This window comes from Campylobacter concisus (assembly GCF_001891085.1).
GTDB classification, from domain to species: domain Bacteria; phylum Campylobacterota; class Campylobacteria; order Campylobacterales; family Campylobacteraceae; genus Campylobacter_A; species Campylobacter_A concisus_O.
In genome coordinates this window covers 63714-86269 of the sequence record NZ_JXUP01000004.1, presented here as the reverse complement: position 1 = coordinate 86269, position 22556 = coordinate 63714, and the positions used below count along the sequence as shown (strand labels likewise).

The window sequence follows — 22556 nt, the reverse complement described above, 5'->3', positions numbered from 1 at the left end:
CTACCTATCCTAAAATTTCTTTTATTTTGGCTTTTATTTTTGGCATTTCGTCGCTAAAATCCATCAATGTTTTTTCTATGCCATGCTTTGCTATGCCCTCTTTATCGCAAGGCACAAAGTCCCAGTCTTTTTGATAGACGATGTGTTTGCCCATACTTTGGATGCCATTTTGCGCTGTGTAGCCATTTTCCATGAGTGAGTTATCCCAAGGCCCCCACTCAAAAGCATTGCTTGGACCAAAAAAGGCTATGACTGGCACATCATTTGCCGCAGCGATGTGCATTATAGCTGTATCCACTCCGATAAAAAGGCTTGAACACTTTGATAGGGCGATCGTTTGTTTGAGGCTTAGCTTGCCACCTAAATTTATAGGCTCGCTTTTGCAAATGTTTAGCACGCTTGCAAGCTTATTTAGCTCATTTTCTTTGTTGTCGCTTGTTAGCACGACCTTTACACCAAGCTCATTTTCGCAGTAGTCGATGAGCTCTGCCATGCTCTCATCATTTGCGCATTTAAACATCCAGCGGCTTGTAAGATGCATATGTACAAAGCGTTTTGGTAAATTTAGATGCTCCACACTCTCGTCCGAAAATACACTCACCTTTTTGCTAACCGGTTCAAATCCCAAAGCCCTTAAAGCGTTTAGATTATGATCGATAGTATGTGAAAAATTTTCATAGTATTTTGCCTTGACGTTTAGAAGTTTATTTATTGATTGATTTTTGCCAAGAAAGCCTACTATTTTTTTGATCTTTGCATATTTTGAGATGATGATGCCGCGGTCTCCCGTGGTTGTTTGCACCGCCATATCGTATTTTTCTTTTTTGATGGCTTTTATAAATTTTATCTCAGTAATTAGCTTTTTAAAAAAGCCAGAATTTGCACTTTGTCTATCGTAAATGTGAATTTTATTTATATAAGGATTGCCTTCTATCATCGCTTCTGTGCCTTTGTTTAGGGCAAAGTCGATGGTTGCATCTGGATAATAATGGTGCAAATTTTCAATGAGCGGCGTGGTTAAAAGTACGTCGCCGATATTTCTAAATTTAATTACAAGTATTTTCATTTTATATATTTCCAAAATGTGTACTGAGCGTAAAGTCTAGCGATAACATAGCCTGCAAAGCCCTCTTTAAAGCCGCCTTTTAGCACATAAAGCTTAAAAAATGTCCACGCTGGGCTTGTTAGAGCTTTAAATAAATTCTTTTTTGCGCCCATGCTTGAGTAGCGATTTTGCTTAGCGATAAACTGCTCGATGCTCTCATATGCATAATGCAAGAAGTGATTTTTAAGCGCTCCAAGCTTTTGTGAGTCATTATTTAAAATGACCTTTTCATGCACGGCTCTGCCATCAAATCCGGCAAAATTTTTGTTAAAAAGCCTCACTGTGTAGTCTGGATAGAGTCCCATATTTTTGATCGCTTTGCCAAAGAAGAAATTTAGCCTAGCTACGTTGTAAGCCATAAATTTTGGCTCTTTTAGCGTACTGATGATCTCATCTTGAAGCTCATTTGTGATCACCTCGTCGCTGTCAAGCACAAAGATCCACTCATTTTTAGCTAGATCCACGCCCTTTTGCTTTTGCGCGCCAAATCCAAGCCAAGCTTGCTCGTGAAATCTCACGTTGCTAAAGCCATCACAAATTTGTCTTGTGCTATCTTTTGAGCCGCTATCAACTACGATGACCTCATCAGCAAATTTAGCGCTCTCTAACACCTCTTTTAGGTATTTTTCGCTGTTAAAAGTTAAGATGACCACACTTAGCATTTATACTCTTTTTCGTAAAATCTTTTAAAGCGTTTGTGAAACCAAAAGTACTCCTCAGGCCTTGCTCTAACCATCTCTTCGCACGCGCTGCACTGCATTTGCGTTACTTTTTGCACCGCTTCTTCTTTGTCAAATTTATTTATATCAATGGCTGGTGAAAAACAAATTTCGCTTATGTTTTCATCTTCTTGATAGATAAATGCATTAATTATTAGTGCGTTTGTTTTTTGAGCTAGCACGCTCGCAGCTGGCGTGTGAAGCACATCTTTGTCAAAAAATTTCACCTTTATGCCATCTTTTGGAGCGGTATTTTGATCGACTAAAATTCCCACTATTCGCCTAGCTTTTAGCGCTTTTAAGATATCTTTTGCACCGCCATCTTTGTTGATGAGCTCCACGTCAAACTGCGCTCTATTTGCCTTTAAAATTTTATCCATACTTTTACTATCAAGCTTTCTGCCAAGTACTGAGACTGCACCAAAACGAGCAGCCATTGCTAAGCTAAAAAGCTCCCACTGCCCAAAATGCGCGGTCGTCACGATAATCGGACGATCAAGCTTAAGCGCTTCAAGCAGATTATGCTCGTTTTTAAAGCTAACTTTTTCAAGCACTTTTTGCTTCGTCGTGTTTTGATTTAGGATAAAATTTATGCCAAGGTATTTTGCGAAGTTGTAGTAGCATTTTTTAGCGATCTCAAGCTTCTCTTCCTTGGTTTTTGACTCACCAAAAGCAAGGTTTAAATTTGTCATAACGACGTGAAGTCGCTTTTTATTAAGCTTCATATACGAAAAAGCTAAAAATTTAGCAAGCAAATCTCTAAGTGAGCTAGGTAGTAAAAATATAAAAAATTTTAAAGTATAAAAGCCAGCTAGATAGAGTCTATCCATTTAGTAGCCTTTTTGCGAAATTTGCAACCGTTTCTGGAAAAATTTCTCTTATACAAAAGTCGTTTTTATCGATACTTCTCGCGTCTATTTGCTTGCCCATATCTATAACTAAATTTTTATCAGTGATGTAAGCATTTCTGTGGCTTGGACGGTTGCCAAAAAGTGTGATAGAAGGCCTATTTACAGCCCAAGCAAGGTGCGTTAGGCCACTATCATTGCCAATTACTAGATCGCAGCTTGCAATGAAGCTTATCATCTCTTTTATGCTAAGTTTTTCAAGTAGCTTTGCTGAGGTGCCTGAGATGATCGCCTCAGCTCTTACTTTTTCGCTCTCACTTCCGTAGCAAAGGTAAATTTCACACTCTTCAAGTAGCCTAATCACGTCTTTAAATTTGTTATAAATTTTGCTCTCTTCGCTTGCGAATGCAGCGATTAAAACACGTTTTTTACCACTTTCGTTTTTATAAATTTCACTTGCTTCAAAGCAAGGCGCTTTTTCTAAAATTTCACTTGCTTCAAAGCTAAAATTTAGAGCAAAAGCCACAAGTGCCAAATTTCTAATGATTATATTTTCGTTGTAATCAATTTTAAATTTATGTCTATAAAGCCTGGCTGCGATCTTTTCTTTTACACTTTCTCTGCTAAAGCCATAAGTTTGCTTGCCTATTATTTTTGCGACGACGGCTGATTTAAAAAGCCCTTGCAGATCGATCACTTTGTCAAATTTACCAAGCGTTTTTAGTATCTTGTAGCTTTGTTTAAAGCTTTGTTTAAGCGGTAAAACGACTAGCTCGTCGATAAGCGGATGATCTTTTAAAAGGCTTGCAAAACGAGCATCAACTAGCCACGTGATATGGGCATTTGGGTGGTGCTTTTTGATAAACTGAAGCACAATAGCTGCGTGCACGATATCCCCAAGAGCGGAAAGTTTGACGATGGCTATTTTTAGTTGATTTTTGTTTTGCATTGATCACTTTAGATATAAATTTTTGGTATGATTTTAAAAAAAAATGCTTAAAAAAGGGCTAAAATGGCGAAAAGTTACATCTGTGTCTTTGACTGCGAGACGATACCTGATGCAAATTTGATAAGAAAAATTTATGGCATTGATGGGAGCGATGAAGATGTGAGCGTGCAAGCGATGGCGCTGCAAAAAGAGGCCAGTGGGAGTGAGTTTTTGCCTGTGATGTTTCATAGAGTCGTGGCGATCTCTGCAGTAATGGCCGATGAATACGGCAAATTTTTAAAAGTTAGCACGATGGAGGGTAAGGATGAGCGCGAGATCATCGCTAAATTTTTAAAATTTATAAATGATTATAACCCAAGGCTCGTTAGCTTTAATGGCCGTGGCTTTGACCTGCCGATGATAATGGTGCGTGCGATGCGCTACAACTTAAACGCAGCGGCATATTACGAGAGCGAAAACAAAGAGCTAAATAAAAATAAATGGGAAAACTATAGAGCCAGATATTCGCCTAAATTTCACCTTGATCTGCTTGATTTTATAAGCGATTTTGGAAGCGTAAGAGGGCTAAAGCTTGATACGCTTTGCGCTAGCTTAAATTTACCTGGCAAGTACGATGTGCACGGCGATCAAGTGCTTGAGCTTTATTATGCTGGTGAGCTTGATAAGATCAATGAATACTGCGAAAGTGACGTGCTTAACACCTACTGGCTCTTTTTAAAATTCGAGCTTTTACAGGCAAATATCTTGCAAGATGACTATATAAATCACCTAAACGTGATGAGTGAATTTTTAGCCAAAAACTGCGCTCACAGAGGATACACTGAGGTCTTTTGCACTGCGATAAGCGACGAGCTAGCTAGACTTAATGGCAAGCTTGATTACGAGATAAAGATCCAAAAAGAAGACGATGAAGAATTTGATGATTTTAGCGATCTTGATGGTGTGAAAGATACGCCAGAGCAGCTAAATGAGCGTTTGGCAAGACAAGGGCTTGATGGACTTTTAAAAAAAGCTAGCGAGGTTGCGTCAGCTGTCAAAAAAGATAAGAGCTTTATCGAAGAGAAACTACCTGAAATAAATTTGGACGAAGAGTAGAAATTCTACGCTTTTAGGCCGTAAAATATCTTTTGCTACCCTATGGAATTAATATCCTGATCCGCGGAATATCACGGATATTCAAATCCAAATTCATACTCTTTTAAAACTCCATTAGAAAAGATGAATTTCTCGTAGTAGAGTGGCATATCAAATTCTTGTAAGAGTTTGCTTTCATTTTGCTCAGTGATGTAGGTGACAATAGAGGTGGCATTTTCTTCTTGCAGATCGTTTGGCTTACCTAGCTTCTTTAAAATTTGGTCTTGTTTGTCGCCAAGTTTGATGCCAGAATTTGTAGTGAAATCTTTTATTTCGCTGAAATTTATATAATCTTTAGTCAAATTTTTATCAAAAAATTTGACATTTATCCTTTGGACCTCACCGCTACCACCACAACAAAAATCGAGCGTCATTATCTGTGTTCTTGATAAATTTATGAAGCTTGCCTTTTCGCCGTCTAAAAAATATTTGATTTTTTTAGATGATAAATTACTTGTAGATAAAATTTTACCTACTTTGATTTTGTCTATGCTTGTTGTGCACGGCAAATTTTCACTGGCTGTTAAATCTAGAAAACCTAAAATTAGAGATAGTATTAAAAAGTGTTTCATTGCAATTTTATTCATCTTTATTAAAGTCGCTCCAGCCGTTGCCAAGATATTTTGGGTTCGGACTAAATTCTTCAGCCCCTATATCAAGATCGCCGCTATTTAGTATCCTGTAATGACCCCATGCGCATGGTTTTGTTTGTACCTTGCCCACCTCGCACTCTCCACAAAATAAATTATTTGCGTACAAATCCTCATCTTCTGATATATCGTCGTATAGCAATTTTTTATCGTTGCCAATGTACCATCTTGTTAGCATGCAGCCTTTAGCTTGAAATTTCTCTGTTTCACCTTTTAGAGAATAGGTCGCTAAGGCTATGCCTTGGGCATTGATTTTGCCTTTCATAAAATCATCAACACCGTAGTTAAAATTTGTATATTTTCTTATTTCAGATATTTTAATTTCGCCGTTAAATGATTGAGTTTTTTCGGCTATTTTGTAGTTGCCAGATACTACATATTTTGACCTTGATATCTTTTTAACACTATCAAAATTTATATATAGTCTGTGATAATTGGCTCCGATATAACCCAAAAATTTTATACGCTTGTCAGCTAAAATGTTAGAAAAATCAAAATCGTCAAATTTATCTTGTTTGGCAAAATGTGCTTTATTATCTAAAAAGCCATCAAAACACTTCTCGGTGGTTTGCTCTGCAAAAAGAGCTGGCGACACAAACAACATTAACCATAAAAGAATTATTTTATTTATAATCTTCATATTTTTCCTCAATCACAACTTTTACGTTATCTATTCCATTGCTCTCGATATATTCTATAAGCTGATAGAATTTGTTTATGCTGCCAGAAACACCTGTAACGTATCTTTTTCCATTTATTTCGCTAACAACGACATCGCTCCCTGGCAGCAAACATCCTTCAGAATGCTTCTCCTTTGCTACCAACATGTATTAATATGGCTCTACTTTTAGTAACATCATTATTATATGATTTTGGAAGTCCATTTTCTAAAAAATTTCCACGCTTATTTTTGGAGTATTTGTCTTTTGAATATTTTGTAGAAATATGCCATACTAGATTATATTTTCCTGCAGGTATTCTTTTGTCTTGACCAGACTATTTTGTGCTTTCGCCATATGGTTCTAATATATAGCCTATTAAATCACTATCGCTAATTTTAAATTCACTTATTGTAGAGCTAGATGAGTGACTGGATGTTTTATATTCCCACTTTCTAGTAATATAAATTATATTATTGTTTATGGTGCAACCCCCAACCCCCTTTATCTCCATCTTCCCACATACCACTATCTACTCTAGTTAAACTCTTTGACTCATTAAATGAGCTAATAAATTTATCCATATTTTTTTGCTTAGCTTGTCATCTTCATATATATTTACATTCTACGCTTGATCTATATTTTTATTTATCAAGACATCATCATGTCTTAGATTGGCTTTAATATCTTTTCTTTACAAGAAGTAGTCATACTACTCCTCTTTTCTATTCTCAGGCAAAACTAAATGACCATTTTTGTCTATTAAGGAGTATTGGATTAACACTATATAAATTAGATCATAGATGTGATACTCGTCATAATCGCCAGCATAGTCATCATATTTTCTTAAGAATTCGGCATAGGGAGCATTGTCTGTTTTTCTTATATGTGTTATTTCTGGAGTAGAGTGGATTATAGGTATATATTTTAAAGTATCTTCAAAGACCTCTTTAAATCTTTCATAGTCTTCACCATAAATTCTTTTAAATAGCTCTTCATCATTTTCAAAAAGCATTAATGCAAGTTTTGCTGTAGAACTTCGGTAGTGTGATTTTATACAGTTAATTGTCATATGTATATAACCTGGCCCTACATCTGGGTTTGGATAGTTCTCTATAGAGTTTATATAGTCTTTTTGGCTGTATGTCATACACTCTTTTTTGGTTTTATTTATCCTATTTTTAGCTATTTGTCGTGCTTTTTCTTTTAAATTTGGATTTCTTTTGCTATTAGATTATAAAGATCGGCAAAATAGTTATCCCTAAAAGAGTTATAGCTTGACTGACATATAAAGTCTTCTAAGGAGTATTTTTTAAATTTATACTTTCCTTTGGTGTCATAGCATGCAAAGCTTGGTTTGCTTTCTAAGCCGTAATCATTTGTAGAATTTATAATCCAATCTAGTTGCCCAAGTTCTTCTGTTTTTCTGCTTGCTTTACTCGGTGTTAGAGGTTCAAATGGATATAAATTTTGTCCTATAAATACAATTGCTAGTAATAAAATTTTAAATTTCATTCTAATTTTTCTCAATAAAATATATTTGCTTTTTAATATATTGCTCAAGTTACCTAGTTACTGCTTATTTTTTCATAAAATTTTTTCTCATGTCATTAAGAATTTTTGGAGTAATTTGATTTATATAAAGTCTATTCTTTTTACCATGATCTACGTAGTAATTTTCTATTTTATTAATTTTTTCATCGTTTGTACTTTCATCTATATATCCAAATTTCCAAGTGTACTCATACAAATAAAATTCTGAGGCTAATTTTTTAAAAAGTATATAAAAGTCTACTATATTTCCGTCTCTGTCTTGAGTTCCGCCTTTAAACTCAACTATATCGCCATTAGCTGTAACGCTCCACATAGACATATCGTCGTAACAAAAACTCCATTTTTTTATCTTGTCTTTGTAAATAATTGCGCACTCTTTTATATCTATTGCCCGTCCCAGGTTATCCTCATTATAATTACGTAAAATCTTTACAGAATAGCTATCGCTGCCTATTTTAAAATAATAGTTAGATGCGTCTTTGTATTTAAAATTTGGTATCTCATCTTTTCCCATACCATTGCAAGCCAGCAATGATACTAATAAAAATGCACTATTTAAAAATTTGAAAAATTTCAGCATTTCTAATCCTTGTGTAATTTTCTTTTCTATCTCTTTTACTTTGGTCGTCGGTTCCCCTATTAATAACATACGTTATTTTATCCACTACATTTTCGTTATTTGAGTCATTTTTACTCTCATCCGCTATTTTGTGTAGATTATTGGAAAGCCAAAACCAAGCAGCACTCATTATCGCGTACTTTCCATATTCGGCTACTAAAGTAGGTCACATCTTCTATTCTTTTATCAAATTTATTAGTCAGGTAAATTCTTGGATGTAAATTTATAAACATCTACGCTACCGTCTTTTTCCTCATATAGCCATAGCTCACAGATATTTTCAGGATTAGTGTCAAAGAACTGAACCAAGAGAGTGTTTTTGTTTATCCATTTAAAATCAAAGTCGTAAGAATAGTTATTTGCGTCATAGGTCTTGTATCTTGTATTTTTCATACGTTCTATGTCTTTTATAGGAGGTTCATAAATAAGAGCATTTAAAATTGGCTCTTTGTACATATTTAATATTGTATCTCCACGGTAATTGACCATACTTTCAACCCAAATTTTCTTTGCAAGCTTTTTACAGTCTTTATTCAAAAACTTTTTAGGTATCGTCTTTTTCTCGCAGCTATTATCATGATCATCTGTTGCAAATGATAAATTTACAGCTAAAAGTAAAGCTAAGATTATTTTAAAGATTGATTTCATAAATATATCGTTCATTATTAATCGGGTAAATTTTTAGACGTAAAACTATATACATCTACGCTACCATCTTCTTCTTCATATAGCCATAATTCACAGCTTGATTTAGAATATTTATCAGCATGAAAATGTAGTTGTACCAAAAGACTTTTGTTGTTTAACCACTTAAAATCAAAGTCGTAACAAAAATTTTTATTACACTCTTTGTATTTTTGATTTTTTAGATGTTGTATTTCTTTAATTTTTAAGTCGTAGTCGCCATATAAATTTAAAATAGGCTCTTTGTATATATTTAATATAGTTGTTTGACGATAGGAAACCTTGCTTTCATTCCAAATGTCTTTTGATATTGTTTTGCAACCTTGACTCAAAAACTTTTTTGATATTGTCTTTTGCTTCCAGCTATCATAATAATCATCTATATAATCATCTGTTGCAAATGATAAATTTACAGCTATAAGTAAAGCTAAGATTATTTTAAAGATTATCCTCATAATATTTCTCCAAAAGTATTTTTGTATCCTTCCTTTAGTATTTCCAGTGGGTCTGCCAGATCCTTACGTCTTTTAAATTTATTGTTCGAATCATTAGTGACAGTTAAAGGATCATCTTTGTTGGCTCCATTTGTAAAGTACTCAAAGTGAAGCATGGTTACTATTTTTTTATCAACTATATTTGGGTGATCACCGTTATCAATCATTAGTCCAGAATATCCTATAACCTGACCTTTTCGTACCATATCACCCGCTTTTACTTTTACTCTTGAAGGATCAACCTCGCCATATCTTATTATAAAGCTACCAAATTCTACTGTGTCGTATTGTATCGTTATGTGATCGGTTTTACAGTAAAAATTACCAGTCTTTATTACTTCGCCATCAGCTATAGATACTATCTCTACATCTGACTTAAATGTTTTTATGTCTACATTCTTTTTAAAAGGCATATCTGTATATAGATCTCTTGCGGCGTGTTGTCTTTTGCCATTATTTCTATTTCTGCCAAATATTGCTTGGCTCTCGCCCTTGTCTCCTAACATAAGCGTCCAGTCATATTCCATGTCTCTATCATTTAAAGGCTTGATTTTTAGTGGAAAAACTATCTCTTTGCCTATCTCTACTTTCACTAAGACTTCCTTATCCCCATCTTCCCACATACCTTTATCTACTCTAGTTAAACTCTTTGATTCATTAAAAGAGTTAATAAATTTATCCATATTCTCTTTGCTTAATAAATTTATACCAAGCTTATCATCTTTATCTGCATTAGACTGATTACTAGAGCTCTCTTCTTTTGCATAAATTTGATAGCTCTTATTTATCTTTTCATCACTTTTTAGCTCTTTGCTTAGCTTATCATCTTCATAGATACTTATCTCATTTGATGAGATATTTTTACTTATATATAAGTAATTATCATTTTTTATTAAAGTATTGTCTTTATTATCACTAAGCTTTAATTTAGCATCAAATGCCTTCTCTTTTGTAGCATGCTCAAACTCATATATAACTAGCTTATCATCTTTAAATTTAATATATAAAGGTATCTTTATATCTATTCTTATATGATTTTTGCCATATCTTGTATAAAACTTAAATTTATCCTTATCGCCTTCAAGATATGCAAAAAATACTATAGTATGACCACCTTGTTTTAGCTTATCTAGATCATCTTTTTGTATAACATCTGAAATTTTAAATGTTATCTCTTTACCTTTTTGCTCTTTTAGGGCTACTACATCTTTTGGATTTGATTTGGATAGTTCATCATACTCTTTACTTTTTATTACCTTATATCCCCAAAGTATCTCTTTATATCTCTTACTACCTTTTTCTTGTTTATATATAGCCTTTAAACATATTGGTTCATTTGTCTTAAATGGATACTCACTATCAGAGATTACATTTGTTATATGATCTGTTATATCTCTTAGCGAGACCTTATTGCTATAGCAAAAGTTAGAGCTACTCTTATCTTGATATCCTAAAGATATTACAGCTGTATCAGTGTGAGCATGAATATCTTTAGTGCTATAAACTTTACTTAGATCACTTGAATAAAGTATAAATTTAGTATCTCCTTTATTCTCTTTGTCTATTGGGATATTAAATGTAGCTGTATATGAGTTTTTGATATCTGAGTCTTCATTTTTTACTAAAGATATACTCTCATATATACTTTTATCAAAGCAGTGATGAAGATATATCTTATCTATATCTTCACTTACCTTACCATCTTCGTTTTCAATGATGAGATTATTTATTGTAAGAGTAAGACCTGAACTTGATGCTGATGTAGGTACTATATTATTGCCATGAGCTAGACGAAGCTTTATGTCAAACATGGCTGAATCTTTATCATCTCTTAGGGTAAAGTTATTCTCTTTAGCAAAATTTAATAAAGAGAAATTTAGGTGTTTGTTGTTAGACGTTTGGTCTTCAAAGTACTTCATGCTTATAGCGCCATCTTCTAGCTTATACTCTATATCATCGCTATTTTGCTTTATGCTAATAAAGGTAGCACCATTTATCTTGTCTTCTTCATTTTTGTTTTCTTGATAGAGTATTACCGTATCTTTGCTCTTTGCATTTTTAAATTTTATCTCTTCATTTTTACTATCTTCATAAGAGTCAAATTTAAAGTCAGTAAGTATTAGCTCGCATAAATTCACCTTGCCATAGTTTGGCCTACTAGAATTTAGCTCTTTTGGATTTAGCTCACTGCAATCAAATGGAGTCTGACTAGCTAGCACAACGGTAAATTCGCTCTTTTTAGGTTGAAAGACTCTAATAGGAGTTGTCATCTTCCTTGGACATAGCAAGAGTATATTTTCTTGTTTGTAAAATTCCTCCTCTTTTTGTCTTAAGAGCTTATTTATTCTTGAAGTGTTTGAAGCATTTGAGCTGATTAAATTTACGCAGTATATATTTTCAAGGTTAAAGGTCTTTGTACTTTGAGTGCTTAATAAAGAATTTATCTTATTAACAAATGGCTGAAATAAAGCCTCACACTTTGATATATCTGATACGTTTAAATTTGATCCATTTTCTTGAAGCTTCATAAATTCTAAATGAGTGACGTTTTGGATGATCTCTTTATTGTTTTGATTTTTTGATTTATATTTTGCTTTGGATATATTTAAATGGCTAAAAATATCTATACACTCGGCAAAATTAACATTTTGTTCATCACTTTCATAAAGCCCAAACTGATTTGAAATTTTTTCTCGCAAAAGAGATATTTTGTTATTTGCTTCATCACTAAAGCTTTCATATGCTAGCCAAAACCAGGCCTTAAAACGATTTTTGCTTTTGATGTAGCTTGCTAGGGATGGATCAATATTACTTTTCTTACTAATATAAAGAAGTGCTAAAAGCGCGACATGCTCTCTTGAAATTTGGTTATTTTGTGTATCTGAAGTAAGTGAAACGGCTTGTAAATTTTTAAGCGGAGAGTTGTTTAATTTTTGATTTATCTCTTGGATTAGCGGCGTAAGCTTTTGTTCCAAGATGGCATTTAGCTGATCTTCCGAGCTAAATTCAAACTCAGGCAAAGTATCGGCACCTCCAGACTTTGCATAAGCCCCTTTTGCGGCGTCATTTATCTTTTTAAAAAGTTCATCTGTATCTATCTTTTCTATGGTAGTCTTACTCGTGGTGTTAGCAATAGTTTGCTTGACATCTTTTATGACTTTGTCTTTGTTGTTTTTATAAATTTGGGCACAAATAAGTTCTATATCATCTTTTAGGCTAAAGCCATATCCAATAAATAGTTTGTTGTTAGATATAAATGGTCTGCTTATGTCATTGTCATATGAAAATTTTATGATATCTATTAAATTTCTTTTACAATTTACATCATTTCTGGGCGTTAGAGGCATTAAACTTCCTTGGAAATTTTTGCTAAATATTAGCACAAACTTAAAAAGTATTCAACAATAAAACTTTATAGTAAAAATTTATGTCAAAAATATAAATTTGAATGTTTTTATTTTTGACAAGGCTACTTAAAAGGGCTTGTAAATTTAAAGCGCCTTTATAAACTCTTTAAATTTATCGCCTCGCTCGGCATAGCTCTTAAACTGATCAAGGCTCGCAGCTGCCGGGCTTAGAAGTGCTATCTCGCTAGTCTTTAGCTCTTTATTTATCTCATTGACAGCATTTTGCAAAAAGCCGCATTTCAAAGCTGGTATGCCAAATTTAGTCGCTAATTTCATGAGTTTGTCACTATTTGAGCCAATGGCGTAAATTTTTACTCTTAAACTCTTTAAGCCTTCAAAAAGTGGCGTCATGTCAACACCCTTATCATCGCCACCAAGTATTAGATGTATGAAATGATCTTTGTAGCGTTTAACGGCCTGTATACTCGCGTCGATATTGGTCGCTTTTGTGTCATTGACCCAGATTCTGCCATTTTTGTCGCTAAATTCTTCAAGCTTGTTTGCCTCGATGACAAAGGTATTTAAAAGCTCCACGTCGCAGCGGTCAAATAAAATTTTCTCTACTGCCAGTGCTAGCAATGCGTCAAGCAAAAATGGCGTTTTAAAATTTATATCATCTACGCTTACGCCACAAAATTTAGCCAGATCGCTCTCATCTTTGTAAGCGATCACTTTTGCCTTTGTTGGCGTGTTGGCGTAAATTTCAGGCACGATCGCCACGCTACTTTCGCTCATGCTAGCAAGCGGCTTTAGCTTAGCCTTTTCGTACTCACTCATGTCGCCATGCCAGCTTAGATGATCTGGAGTGATCGGCAAAAGCACGTAGATACCAGGTGTAGCGTGATTTGTGTAGTGAAGAGTAAATGAGCTAGTCTCAAGTATCCAAATTTTAGCGTTTGAGTCTAAATTTGCTAGTGCGATACCAACATTACCGCCCATGACTGAGCCCTTGCTCTCTAGTAGGTGCTGTGTCATCTTGGTTGTCGTAGTCTTGCCGTTTGTGCCGCTTATCCAGATATTAAATGGCAGATTTTCTTTATAAATTTCATAAAAATAGTCATACTCGCTTACCAAATTTCTAGCTTTTTTAATAAGCTCGTGATGAGGCGGGATACCAGGACTTGGTATCTCTAGTCCGCTTTTTGCTGGATCAAATTCGCTAACTGGCAAAAGAGTGTTGCCAAACTCATCTTTTGAAATTTCACTAAATTTATCATCATAGATATCCCAAAATCCGTCTTTTGTGAAATTCTTTGCGATCGCCTTTATCGTGCCACCGTAGCCAAATAGCGATTTTCTCATGACTTTCCTTATCTGATCTTTAGCGCAGTTAGTGCGATTAGGTTCGCTAAAAGTGCGATGATCCAGAAGCGAACGATGATCTTATTTTCCGCCCAGCCTTTTATCTCAAAATGGTGATGTATAGGCGCCATGAGAAAAATTCTGCGTTTGAAAATTTTAAAGCTGCCCACTTGTAAGATAACGCTTAGGGTTTCAACGACAAAGATGAGGCCTATGATGATGAGTAAGATTTCATTTTTGGTCGTAACGCCCATAAAACCGATATATGCTCCAACGCTTAAGCTACCGCTATCGCCCATAAAGACTTCAGCTGGATGGCAGTTAAACCACAAAAAGCCCATTAATGAGCCAATTAGGGCTGAAGAGACAACAACGCTTTCACCAACGCCTATGATCTTTGGCAAGAGTAAATATGAGCTAAAGACAGCGTGTCCGCAGATATAAGCAAAAACGCCAAGTGTCAGAAGCGAAAATATAGATGGCACAGTAGCTAGCCCGTCAAGCCCGTCTGTTAAATTTACTGAATTTGAAGCAGCGACTATGACCAGTGTCCAAAAGAAAATGGCAAAAATTTTTAAATCTAAAATAGGTTGCTTAAAAAAAGGTAGATAAAACTCGGTGCTAAGCTCGTGACTTGCATATAAAAAAACAGAAATTACAAAGGCTATTAAAAACTGAAAAAAAAGCTTTGCTTTTGGGCTTAGGCCGGCGTGATTTTTTGCTCCTAAAATTTTACTGTAATCGTCCTTGTAGCCAAGCAGTGTAAAGCAAACTAGGCAAAAGAGAGATGTTAAGACAAATGCGTTATCAAGCCTTGCACAAATTACCGTGGAAAGTACGGCTGTGAAGACAAAGACAAGTCCGCCCATGGTCGGCGTTTTGGCCTTTTTTTGGTGAGTTTGCGGGGCAAGCTCGTAGATAGGCTGGGCGGCGTTTTTTGCCTTTGCCCAAGTGATAAATTTGGGCATCAAATAAGCTGTGAGTGCAAAAGCGATGAAAAAAGCGATACCAGCACGGACGGTGATGTATTGAAAGATATTAAAATTTAAAATTTCATAGATATAGTAAAACATGAGAGCCTTTATTTTTAAAAAAAGCAATTTTAGTATAATGGCCTTAAAAATTATCTAAAATTAAGGATAAATTTTCAAAATGAGTCAAAAAACTATTTTAATAATAACTGATGGTATTGGATTTAATAAAAGCGGTAAATTTAACGCATTTGAGGCGGCTAAAAAGCCAAATTACGAGAAATTTTTTAAAGAAATTCCAAACTCGCTCATAAAAACCTCTGGAAACGCTGTGGGACTACCTGAAGGGCAGATGGGAAACAGCGAAGTAGGGCATATGTGTATAGGAAGTGGGCGAGTTTTGTATCAAAATTTGGTCAAAATTTCACGCAGCTTTGCTGATGGCTCGATAGCAGAAAATGAAGCCCTAAAAGCTCTTTTTAAAAAGTGCAAAAAGATTCACATCATAGGGCTTTATAGCGACGGCGGTGTGCACTCTCACATGGAGCATTTTGATGGTATGTGCGAGCTTGCTAGTAAAAATGGCTGCGAAGTTTTTGCTCACGCTATAACTGACGGACGAGATGTTAGCCCAAATAGCGGTATAAATTTCATCAAAAGCTTGGAGGCTAAATTTAAAATAGCAACCGTTTGTGGCAGATTTTACGCGATGGATAGAGATAAACGCTGGGAGCGTGTAAAAGAGGCCTATGGTAGCTTGGTAGAGGGAGCAAATTTAAGCAGCTTATCGCCAAGCGAGTATCTACAAAAAAGCTACGATGAGGGCGTGACAGACGAGTTTGTAAAGCCAGCAAGCTTTAATGGCTTTAAGGGCATAGGCAAAGATGACGGCGTGATCGTAATAAATTTTAGAAATGATAGGGCAAGAGAGATTTGCCAGGCTCTAGGCGAAGAGAAATTTAGCGAGTTTGAGCGCCCTTTTGCTATCAAAAATCTAATCACCATGACCGAATACGACGCAAATTTTAAATTTGAAGTACTCTTTAAAAATGAAAAGATAAAAAACACCCTAAGCGAGGTCATAGCGACCGCTGGACTAAGGCAGCTTCACACGGCTGAGACTGAAAAATACGCCCATGTAACATTTTTTTTTAATGGTGGCGTCGAGGAGCTAGCTAGCAACGAAACGAGGGTGCTCATCCCTAGTCCAAAAGTAAAAACCTACGACGAAAAGCCAGAGATGAGCGCTGCTGAGGTTTGCAAAGCCGTGCTAAAAGGTATGGATGATGAACAGGACTTCATTGTGGTAAATTTCGCAAACGGCGATATGGTAGGGCATACTGGTAACTATGATGCCGCTATAAAAGCAGTTGAAGCAGTGGATACGGCTCTTGGAGAAATTTATGCTAAAGCAAAAGAGAAAAACTATGCGATGATCATCACGAGCGATCATGGAAACTGCGAAGAGATGCGTGATAGTAGTGGTGAGCTACTGACAAACCACACGACTTATGATGTCTTTTGTTTTGTGATGGCTGATGGCGTAAAAAAGGTAAAAAATGGTGGTCTAAACAATATCGCTCCTAGTGTTTTAAAGATCATGGGGCTTGAAATTCCAGCTGAGATGGATGAGGCGTTAATATAAAATAATGGAATTAGTCGAGTTTTTTGGAGCGGATAAAGTCATAACCTTTATGCTCCTTTTTGCGCGTCTTAGTGGGCTTATCGTATTTTTTCCATTTTTTTCTCACAATCAAATCCCGCTTAGCGTAAAAACTTTACTAGTTTTTGCCCTTTGTGTTGTGCTTTTCCCGCTCTCACATGCCCATGAGCATGCTATAAATTTTTTGATCATGGAAATTTTAAGTGAGGCCATGCTCGGACTTTGCGCTGGACTTTTGCTAAATATCGTTTTTGCCATACTTCAAATGGCTGGCGAGCAAATCTCAATGATTATGGGTTTTTCGATGGCTTCAGTGCTTGATCCGCAAACTGGTACAAATTCGCCAGTGATCGCAAATATTTTAAATTTTATTGCTCTTCTTGCATTTTTGATGCTTGATGGGCATCATTTGATATTACAGTTTTACTCCACTTCGCTTTCTGCTATACCGCTTGGAGATTTTTATCCAAGAAGTGGTGTGATGAGCTACGCCCTAAAGCTCTTTGGCAATCTTTTTATGTTTGGATTTGTTCTGGCTTTTCCTATTATCGCGCTTTCTATACTTTCGGATGCTATTTTTGGCATGCTTATGAAAACTATGCCACAATTTAACCTATTGGTCGTTGGTTATCCTATTAAGGTAAGTATTGGCTTTTCGGTTTTGATAGCTATTTTAGCTGGCATTATAAAAATCATAACTGATATGATGGTGCAGATTTTAAACGATATGCCAGCACTATTTTTTTAAGTAAATAGCAATGAAATTTATCATAAAATACAGCCTCAAGCTCTTCAAGGAGGGATTATGAAAGTTGCACTTGTAAATAAAAACCCAGCAGTTTCTCGCCTTATAACATTAAGTTTAAATAAGCTAGGCATAGAATATAGTGAATTTGACGATGTTAATAGTGTTGGAGATCAGTTTGATTATATTATCATCGATAGTGATATGGATAGCAGCGATGTTAATTTAAATCAAAAGATAATGTATCTAGCACCTAGAGGCGGTGAAAAGCCTGATTTTGCTGATGTTATGCTTGAAAAGCCCTTTTTACCAACAGAATTTATTAGTTTGTTTGAACAGAATAGAGATTCTGGCAGTGAAGCAGAGCCAGAGCTTGGACTAGATGAGTCTGCAAATTTTAATGACTTTGACGAAAGCAATAAAAACTTTGATGATTTAGAAAATTTTGAGCTTCCAGAAATTGACATGGGACTTGAAAATTTAGCAAAAGAAGATGATAAGGCAGATAAATTTGATAACGAGGCTTTAGATGATGAGTTTTTAAAAGAGAAGCTAAGTGAACTAGAGGCCGAGGATTTAAAGGATAAAGATATCAGTTTTGATGAAACAGACACTGAACTCATAGATGATGATATGATAAATGACATAGCTAGCAAATATATGGCTGATTCAGAAGATATAGATAAATCCTTAGAGCAAAACAATGAGCCGCCTGTGATAAAAGAAGAGCATAGCGATGACTTTGATGAGCTTAGTTCGCTTGTAGATGAGATAGATGATATGGGCGAGAGCGACTTGGCGGATGAAGAGGCTAAAAACGAGCTTGATAAAATGGTCGAGCAAAATTCTCAAAATTTAGAAACTGCCGAGCTTAATGAAGATTTTGTAGATGATATAAGTCAAAGTAAAAAAGAGCTCAGCGAGATCGAATCTTTGGATAAAGAGCTAAACGAAGAAGCTAGCGAAGATAGTGAAAATTTTGATGAGCTAGAGACTGATTTTGGTAGTGATGAAAATTTTGAGCCTGAAAGCAGCGAGGCAAATTTGATAGATGAAGCTAGTCAAAATTTAGAGGAAGATATAGATGAAGAATCTACCAAAGAAGCAGAGGAGATTTCTTTGGATGAAGATATAGACCTTGAAAAAGAGCCAACTAAAGAAGATCATGAAGAAATTTCTGAAGAAGTCCTTGCTCAAGAAGATCTAGGTATGGTAGATGAGGTATTTGAGGAAGAAAATTTTAAAGAAGAGACGTTGGGTAGCCCAAATTTTGATGTAGCGTCTATTGAAGAAATAGATGAAAATACGATGCAAGCAGCATTTGGATTAAATAATGCACCACAAACTAGCTCATGCGATGAAACAAAAATCGATACTGACTATAAAGAAGAGCTAACCAAAAAGATCACAAAACACGTCCATGAGTCGTTAAATGAAAGCTCGCTAAGAGATGTGCTAAAAGATATGAACATAAAGATAAATATAAGTTTTGAGGAAAAGTAGTTGCAAGGACAAATTTTAGTAGTTTCAGGACCTAGTGGAAGTGGTAAAAGCACGCTTTTGGGCCGTCTTTTAAAGGAAGAGAAGGATCTTTATTTTTCTATTTCAAGCACGACTAGGGCAAAAAGAGAAGGCGAAGTCGATGGAGTGGATTACTATTTTATAAAAGAAGATGAGTTTAAAAGTGGCATAGAAAAGGGCGAATTTTTAGAATGGGCGCAGGTGCATAAAAACTATTATGGAACAAGTCTAAAGCCTGTTTTATCAGCACTTGAGGCCGGAAAGATAGTGATATTTGACATTGATGTGCAAGGCTTTCACATCGCACTTGAGAAATTTAAAAGTTACATAACCTCAGTTTTTATAACAACTGCAAATAAAAAAGAGCTTAAAAAACGCTTGAAAAATCGCGGAACTGATAGCGACGAAACGATAGAAAATCGCCTAATGAACGCAGTTGGTGAGATGGAGCACATCTTAGAATATGATTATTTTTTGGTAAATGATGACATTGAAAAGAGTTATAAGGGCCTAAAATCAATTCTTAGAGCGATGAGGTTAAAAAGCTCGAAAATAGACTTAAGACGCGTTATTGATGAGTGGATAGATTGCTAGAAATTCAGGAATTTATGATAACATTTTGAAAAATTTATTGAGGAGAAAAAATGGGTTCTTTTAGTATTGGTCACTGGCTAGTTGTTTTAGCGATTATTGTTTTACTTTTTGGAGCAAAGAAGATCCCAGAACTTGCAAAAGGACTAGGCAAAGGCATAAAGACTTTTAAGGCTGAGATGGAAGATACAACACCTGAAAAAAGTGAGAAAGTCGAGCATAAAGAAGAGAATGCCAATAGTCAAAAAATAGAAGAAACAACTAAAAACGCATAGGTTTTAGAGTTGAAAAATAAAATAAAAGCTGAAATTTCAAAGGTTTTAGAGCGTGAATTTGTGCTTGAAAAGCCAAAGGATAAAAATTTAGCCCACTATGCTACGCCACTTTTTGGCCTTGCAAAGGAGCTAAAAAAGTCGCCAGCCATGATAGCTAGCGAGTTTGCCGATAAATTTAGTGATAGCAAAATAGTTGAAGCTAGTGCAGTAAATGGCTACTTAAATTTCAAGCTAAAAAGCAAGTTTTTAGATGAAATTTCAAAGCAAATTTTGCTAGACAGCGAAAATTTTGCAAAAGAAGATGTGAAAAAAGATAGCTATTTAATAGAATACATCAGTGCAAATCCAACTGGACCACTTCACATCGGACACGTTAGAGGCGCAGTTTATGGCGATACTTTGGCAAGACTTGGCAAAAGACTTGGCTACGCTATCTCAACAGAATACTACATAAACGACGCTGGTAATCAAATTGATCTACTTGGCACTTCGATATCGCTTGCGGCAAAAGAGCAGCTTTTTAATGAAAGCATCGTCTATCCAGAGAAATACTACCGCGGGGATTATATTTTAGATATTGCTAAGCTTGCAAATGAGAAATTTGGTAGGGAAATTTTTTATGATGAGAGTAGAAACCTCGAGCTTGCCGAGTTTGGCAAGGATATCGTGCTTGAGATCATTAAAAAAGATTTAGCGGACGTTGGGATATTTATAGAGAGCTGGGCTAGTGAGAAGGCTCTTTATGATGGACTAGAGCCAACTATAAATAAGCTAAAACGTTCAAATCAAATGTATGAAAAAGAGGGCGCTACTTATATCGCTTCAACTACGCTTGGCGATGATAACGATAGGGTCGTAGTTAGAAATGACGGCAGACCAACATATCTAGCTGGCGACATCATCTATCATAACGCTAAATTTGAGAAAAATTTTGATCATTATATAAACATTTGGGGTGCTGACCACCACGGATATATCGCAAGGCTAAAGGCTGCGATAAATTTCCTTGGATACGATGAAAATAAGCTTGAAGTAATACTTATGCAGATGGTTAGTCTGCTAAAAGATGGTAAGCCGTACAAGATGAGCAAGCGCGCTGGTAATGCCGTGCTGATGAGCGATATCGTAAGTGAGATCGGTGCTGAGGCGCTTAGATTTATCTTTATAAGCAAGGCAAATACGAGTAGTTTGGAATTTGACGTAGATGAGCTTAAAAAAGAGGATAGCTCAAATCCTATCTTTTATATAAACTATGCTCATGCTAGGATAAATCAAGTCTTTGCAAAGGCTGGGAAAAATGTTCAAGATGTAATCAATGCAAACTTCGAATGCCTAGATGAAAATGCTAGAAATTTACTTTTTGAGGCGCTAATCTTGCCTGAAATTTTAGAAGACGCTTTTATCTCAAGGCAGCTTCAAAAGATCCCAGATTATCTGAAGTCACTAGCTGCTAGTTTTCATAAATTTTATAACGAAAACCGTGTAGTTGGAAATGAAAACGAAGATAGCTTACTAAAAGTCTTTGCAGTTGTTGCTATCTCGATAAAAACAGCATTTAATATAATGGGAATTACAGCTAAAGATAGGATGTAGAATTTGCATTCATTTTGGCTAAAAGCAACAAAATTAAATTCGAAAAAAGGTTTATTTAAAAATATCTCAAACTTATGATATTTTTGAGAAGTTAAATGCCTTTTTTCTCAAATATAATCGCAATAGTTTTTACTACGATTTTTATCTCCAGCCAAAGCGACCAGTGTTTGATGTAATAAAGATCATACATGAGTTTTTGTTTGGCGTCGTGTGTATTTGAGCCATAAGGGTAGTTTACCTGTGCCCAGCCAGTTATCCCTGGGCGAACGATGTGGCGTTCATTGTAGTAAGGGATCTCTTTTTCAAAGAAATTTATCCAGTGTCTTCGCTCAGGCCTTGGACCTATCAGATGCATTTGTCCTCGAAAGACATTTATACACTGCGGCACCTCGTCTATACGAGTTTTTCGCATAAATTCGCCAAACTCAAACACTCTCTCATCATTTTCACTAGCAAATTTTGCCCCATCTTTCTCGGCATCTTCCATCATCGAGCGAAATTTTATGCACTCAAATTCCTTGTTGTCTAGCCCAACTCTACTTTGTAAAAAGTAAAGGCTTCCAGGCGATTGCTCGTCTATCTTTCTTTTTACATAAAATTTTAGGCAAAAAAGCAAGATGAAAAGTATCAAGCAGCTAGTATAATCGATCATTCGCTTCAGTGCGTAATCAAAGGCACCATAAGGCCTTATCTCATCTAAAAAATTAAGATTTTCCCCATTTTCTGGGATATAACATTTGTGCAGATAAATTTCTAAAAAATTCTCTACGTTTAGAAATTTTATCTTTTTATACTTCGTTTTAAACTGCAAAAGCGTGAGAAATCTCACCAGTTTGCCATCAACTGGCTTTGCGGTATTTAGCACGATTAGCCTTTGATCGCCTGATTTTATGAGATTTTCTAGTGCGCTTCGCAAGGCTTTTGCGTCGCTATTTTCATGGGATAAAAAATTTACTTGACCAAATTTCTTTCTAAGCATTTCTAGTTCTAAGCTGGTAAAAGCATATTTCTCGCCAAGGATGATCATGCCCTATCCCTTTATCTTTATTTTAAATTTGCATTATAAAATTCGT

24 protein-coding genes are annotated in these 22556 nt (G+C 35.4%); 7 read left to right on the top strand and 17 right to left on the bottom strand.

All coding sequences use genetic code 11. The features are described from left to right. Positions 1-4: 4 nt before the first annotated feature. The 4 genes from rfaQ to waaC are packed head-to-tail and all read right to left on the bottom strand — an operon-like array spanning position 5 to position 3621. A complete protein-coding gene (gene rfaQ, locus TH67_RS04090; protein WP_072594482.1) occupies positions 5-1066 on the bottom strand; it encodes a putative lipopolysaccharide heptosyltransferase III in 1062 nt (353 codons plus the stop codon). Next, a complete protein-coding gene (locus tag TH67_RS04085; RefSeq protein WP_072594481.1) occupies positions 1063-1767 on the bottom strand; it encodes a glycosyltransferase family 2 protein in 705 nt (234 codons plus the stop codon). Before TH67_RS04085 ends, rfaQ begins: the two co-directional genes overlap by 4 nt. After that, the gene (locus tag TH67_RS04080) at positions 1761-2654 is read right to left on the bottom strand and encodes a lipid A biosynthesis lauroyl acyltransferase (protein WP_072594480.1); all 894 of its coding nucleotides are present in this window, start codon (positions 2652-2654) and stop codon (positions 1761-1763) included. Before TH67_RS04080 ends, TH67_RS04085 begins: the two co-directional genes overlap by 7 nt. Next, positions 2647-3621 carry a lipopolysaccharide heptosyltransferase I gene (waaC, locus tag TH67_RS04075; RefSeq protein WP_072594479.1) on the bottom strand — a complete coding sequence of 325 codons (975 nt, stop codon included), beginning with the start codon at positions 3619-3621 and terminating at the stop codon, positions 2647-2649. The genes TH67_RS04080 and waaC overlap by 8 nt, the downstream gene beginning before the upstream one ends. A 63-nt stretch (positions 3622-3684) precedes the next feature. On the opposite strand from waaC, the gene TH67_RS04070 reads away from it, so the two are divergent. Continuing rightward, a complete protein-coding gene (locus TH67_RS04070) occupies positions 3685-4716 on the top strand; it encodes a 3'-5' exonuclease (RefSeq protein ID WP_072594478.1) in 1032 nt (343 codons plus the stop codon). Positions 4717-4787: 71 nt separating this feature from the next. On the opposite strand, the gene TH67_RS10455 is transcribed toward TH67_RS04070, so the two are convergent. From TH67_RS10455 to mraY, 12 genes are all read right to left on the bottom strand, one after another. Further along, complete coding sequence (locus tag TH67_RS10455) at positions 4788-5342, bottom strand: hypothetical protein (RefSeq protein WP_219334522.1); 555 nt, start codon at positions 5340-5342, stop codon at positions 4788-4790. Continuing rightward, a complete protein-coding gene (locus TH67_RS04060; protein ID WP_072594477.1) occupies positions 5335-6045 on the bottom strand; it encodes a hypothetical protein in 711 nt (236 codons plus the stop codon). The genes TH67_RS10455 and TH67_RS04060 overlap by 8 nt, the downstream gene beginning before the upstream one ends. Continuing rightward, positions 6029-6196: a hypothetical protein gene (locus TH67_RS10335; protein ID WP_180371729.1), complete on the bottom strand. Its 168-nt coding sequence runs from the start codon at positions 6194-6196 to the stop codon at positions 6029-6031. Before TH67_RS10335 ends, TH67_RS04060 begins: the two co-directional genes overlap by 17 nt. A 7-nt stretch (positions 6197-6203) precedes the next feature. Next, entirely contained in the window at positions 6204-6383 is a 180-nt protein-coding gene (locus TH67_RS10790; RefSeq protein WP_219334523.1) for a hypothetical protein, read from the bottom strand. A 393-nt stretch (positions 6384-6776) separates the two neighbouring features. Beyond that, the gene (locus TH67_RS10640) at positions 6777-7136 is read right to left on the bottom strand and encodes a hypothetical protein (RefSeq protein ID WP_257638036.1); all 360 of its coding nucleotides are present in this window, start codon (positions 7134-7136) and stop codon (positions 6777-6779) included. Between the two features lie 134 nt (positions 7137-7270). Next, positions 7271-7594, bottom strand: a complete 324-nt coding sequence (locus tag TH67_RS10635) for a hypothetical protein (protein ID WP_257638035.1) — start codon at positions 7592-7594, stop codon at positions 7271-7273. A 49-nt stretch (positions 7595-7643) separates the two neighbouring features. After that, on the bottom strand, positions 7644-8267 hold the full coding sequence (locus tag TH67_RS04050; RefSeq protein WP_141081772.1) for a hypothetical protein: 624 nt from the start codon (positions 8265-8267) through the stop codon (positions 7644-7646). Between the two features lie 165 nt (positions 8268-8432). Next, a complete protein-coding gene (locus TH67_RS04040) occupies positions 8433-8885 on the bottom strand; it encodes a hypothetical protein (RefSeq protein ID WP_072594474.1) in 453 nt (150 codons plus the stop codon). A 17-nt stretch (positions 8886-8902) separates the two neighbouring features. Next, on the bottom strand, positions 8903-9376 hold the full coding sequence (locus TH67_RS04035) for a hypothetical protein (protein ID WP_072594473.1): 474 nt from the start codon (positions 9374-9376) through the stop codon (positions 8903-8905). Then, positions 9373-12762: a M23 family metallopeptidase gene (locus TH67_RS10630; RefSeq protein ID WP_257638034.1), complete on the bottom strand. Its 3390-nt coding sequence runs from the start codon at positions 12760-12762 to the stop codon at positions 9373-9375. Before TH67_RS10630 ends, TH67_RS04035 begins: the two co-directional genes overlap by 4 nt. Before the next feature lie 144 nt (positions 12763-12906). After that, positions 12907-14124, bottom strand: coding sequence for a UDP-N-acetylmuramoyl-L-alanine--D-glutamate ligase (murD, locus tag TH67_RS04025; RefSeq protein WP_072594472.1), 1218 nt, complete (start codon positions 14122-14124; stop codon positions 12907-12909). 8 nt (positions 14125-14132) lie between these two features. Next, on the bottom strand, positions 14133-15197 hold the full coding sequence (gene mraY, locus TH67_RS04020; protein ID WP_072594471.1) for a phospho-N-acetylmuramoyl-pentapeptide-transferase: 1065 nt from the start codon (positions 15195-15197) through the stop codon (positions 14133-14135). Between the two features lie 79 nt (positions 15198-15276). Here mraY and gpmI point away from each other — a divergent pair, with 79 nt between their 5' ends. Genes gpmI through argS form a run of 6 tightly spaced genes read left to right on the top strand, consistent with a single transcriptional unit; the run spans position 15277 to position 21483 of the window. Then, positions 15277-16740: a 2,3-bisphosphoglycerate-independent phosphoglycerate mutase gene (gene gpmI / locus TH67_RS04015; protein ID WP_072594470.1), complete on the top strand. Its 1464-nt coding sequence runs from the start codon at positions 15277-15279 to the stop codon at positions 16738-16740. 4 nt (positions 16741-16744) lie between these two features. Continuing rightward, positions 16745-17506 carry a flagellar biosynthetic protein FliR gene (gene fliR, locus TH67_RS04010; protein ID WP_054197078.1) on the top strand — a complete coding sequence of 254 codons (762 nt, stop codon included), beginning with the start codon at positions 16745-16747 and terminating at the stop codon, positions 17504-17506. A gap of 57 nt (positions 17507-17563) precedes the next feature. Further along, positions 17564-19006 carry a Highly acidic protein gene (locus TH67_RS04005; protein WP_072594469.1) on the top strand — a complete coding sequence of 481 codons (1443 nt, stop codon included), beginning with the start codon at positions 17564-17566 and terminating at the stop codon, positions 19004-19006. Next, entirely contained in the window at positions 19007-19618 is a 612-nt protein-coding gene (gene gmk / locus TH67_RS04000) for a guanylate kinase (protein ID WP_072594468.1), read from the top strand. A 50-nt stretch (positions 19619-19668) separates the two neighbouring features. Further along, positions 19669-19890: a twin-arginine translocase TatA/TatE family subunit gene (gene tatA, locus TH67_RS03995; protein WP_054197075.1), complete on the top strand. Its 222-nt coding sequence runs from the start codon at positions 19669-19671 to the stop codon at positions 19888-19890. A 9-nt stretch (positions 19891-19899) separates the two neighbouring features. Continuing rightward, positions 19900-21483 carry an arginine--tRNA ligase gene (gene argS, locus TH67_RS03990; RefSeq protein ID WP_072594467.1) on the top strand — a complete coding sequence of 528 codons (1584 nt, stop codon included), beginning with the start codon at positions 19900-19902 and terminating at the stop codon, positions 21481-21483. Between the two features lie 91 nt (positions 21484-21574). Here argS and TH67_RS03985 read toward each other — a convergent pair whose 3' ends face one another. Further along, positions 21575-22510: a sugar transferase gene (locus tag TH67_RS03985; RefSeq protein WP_072594466.1), complete on the bottom strand. Its 936-nt coding sequence runs from the start codon at positions 22508-22510 to the stop codon at positions 21575-21577. Positions 22511-22556: the final 46 nt, after the last annotated feature.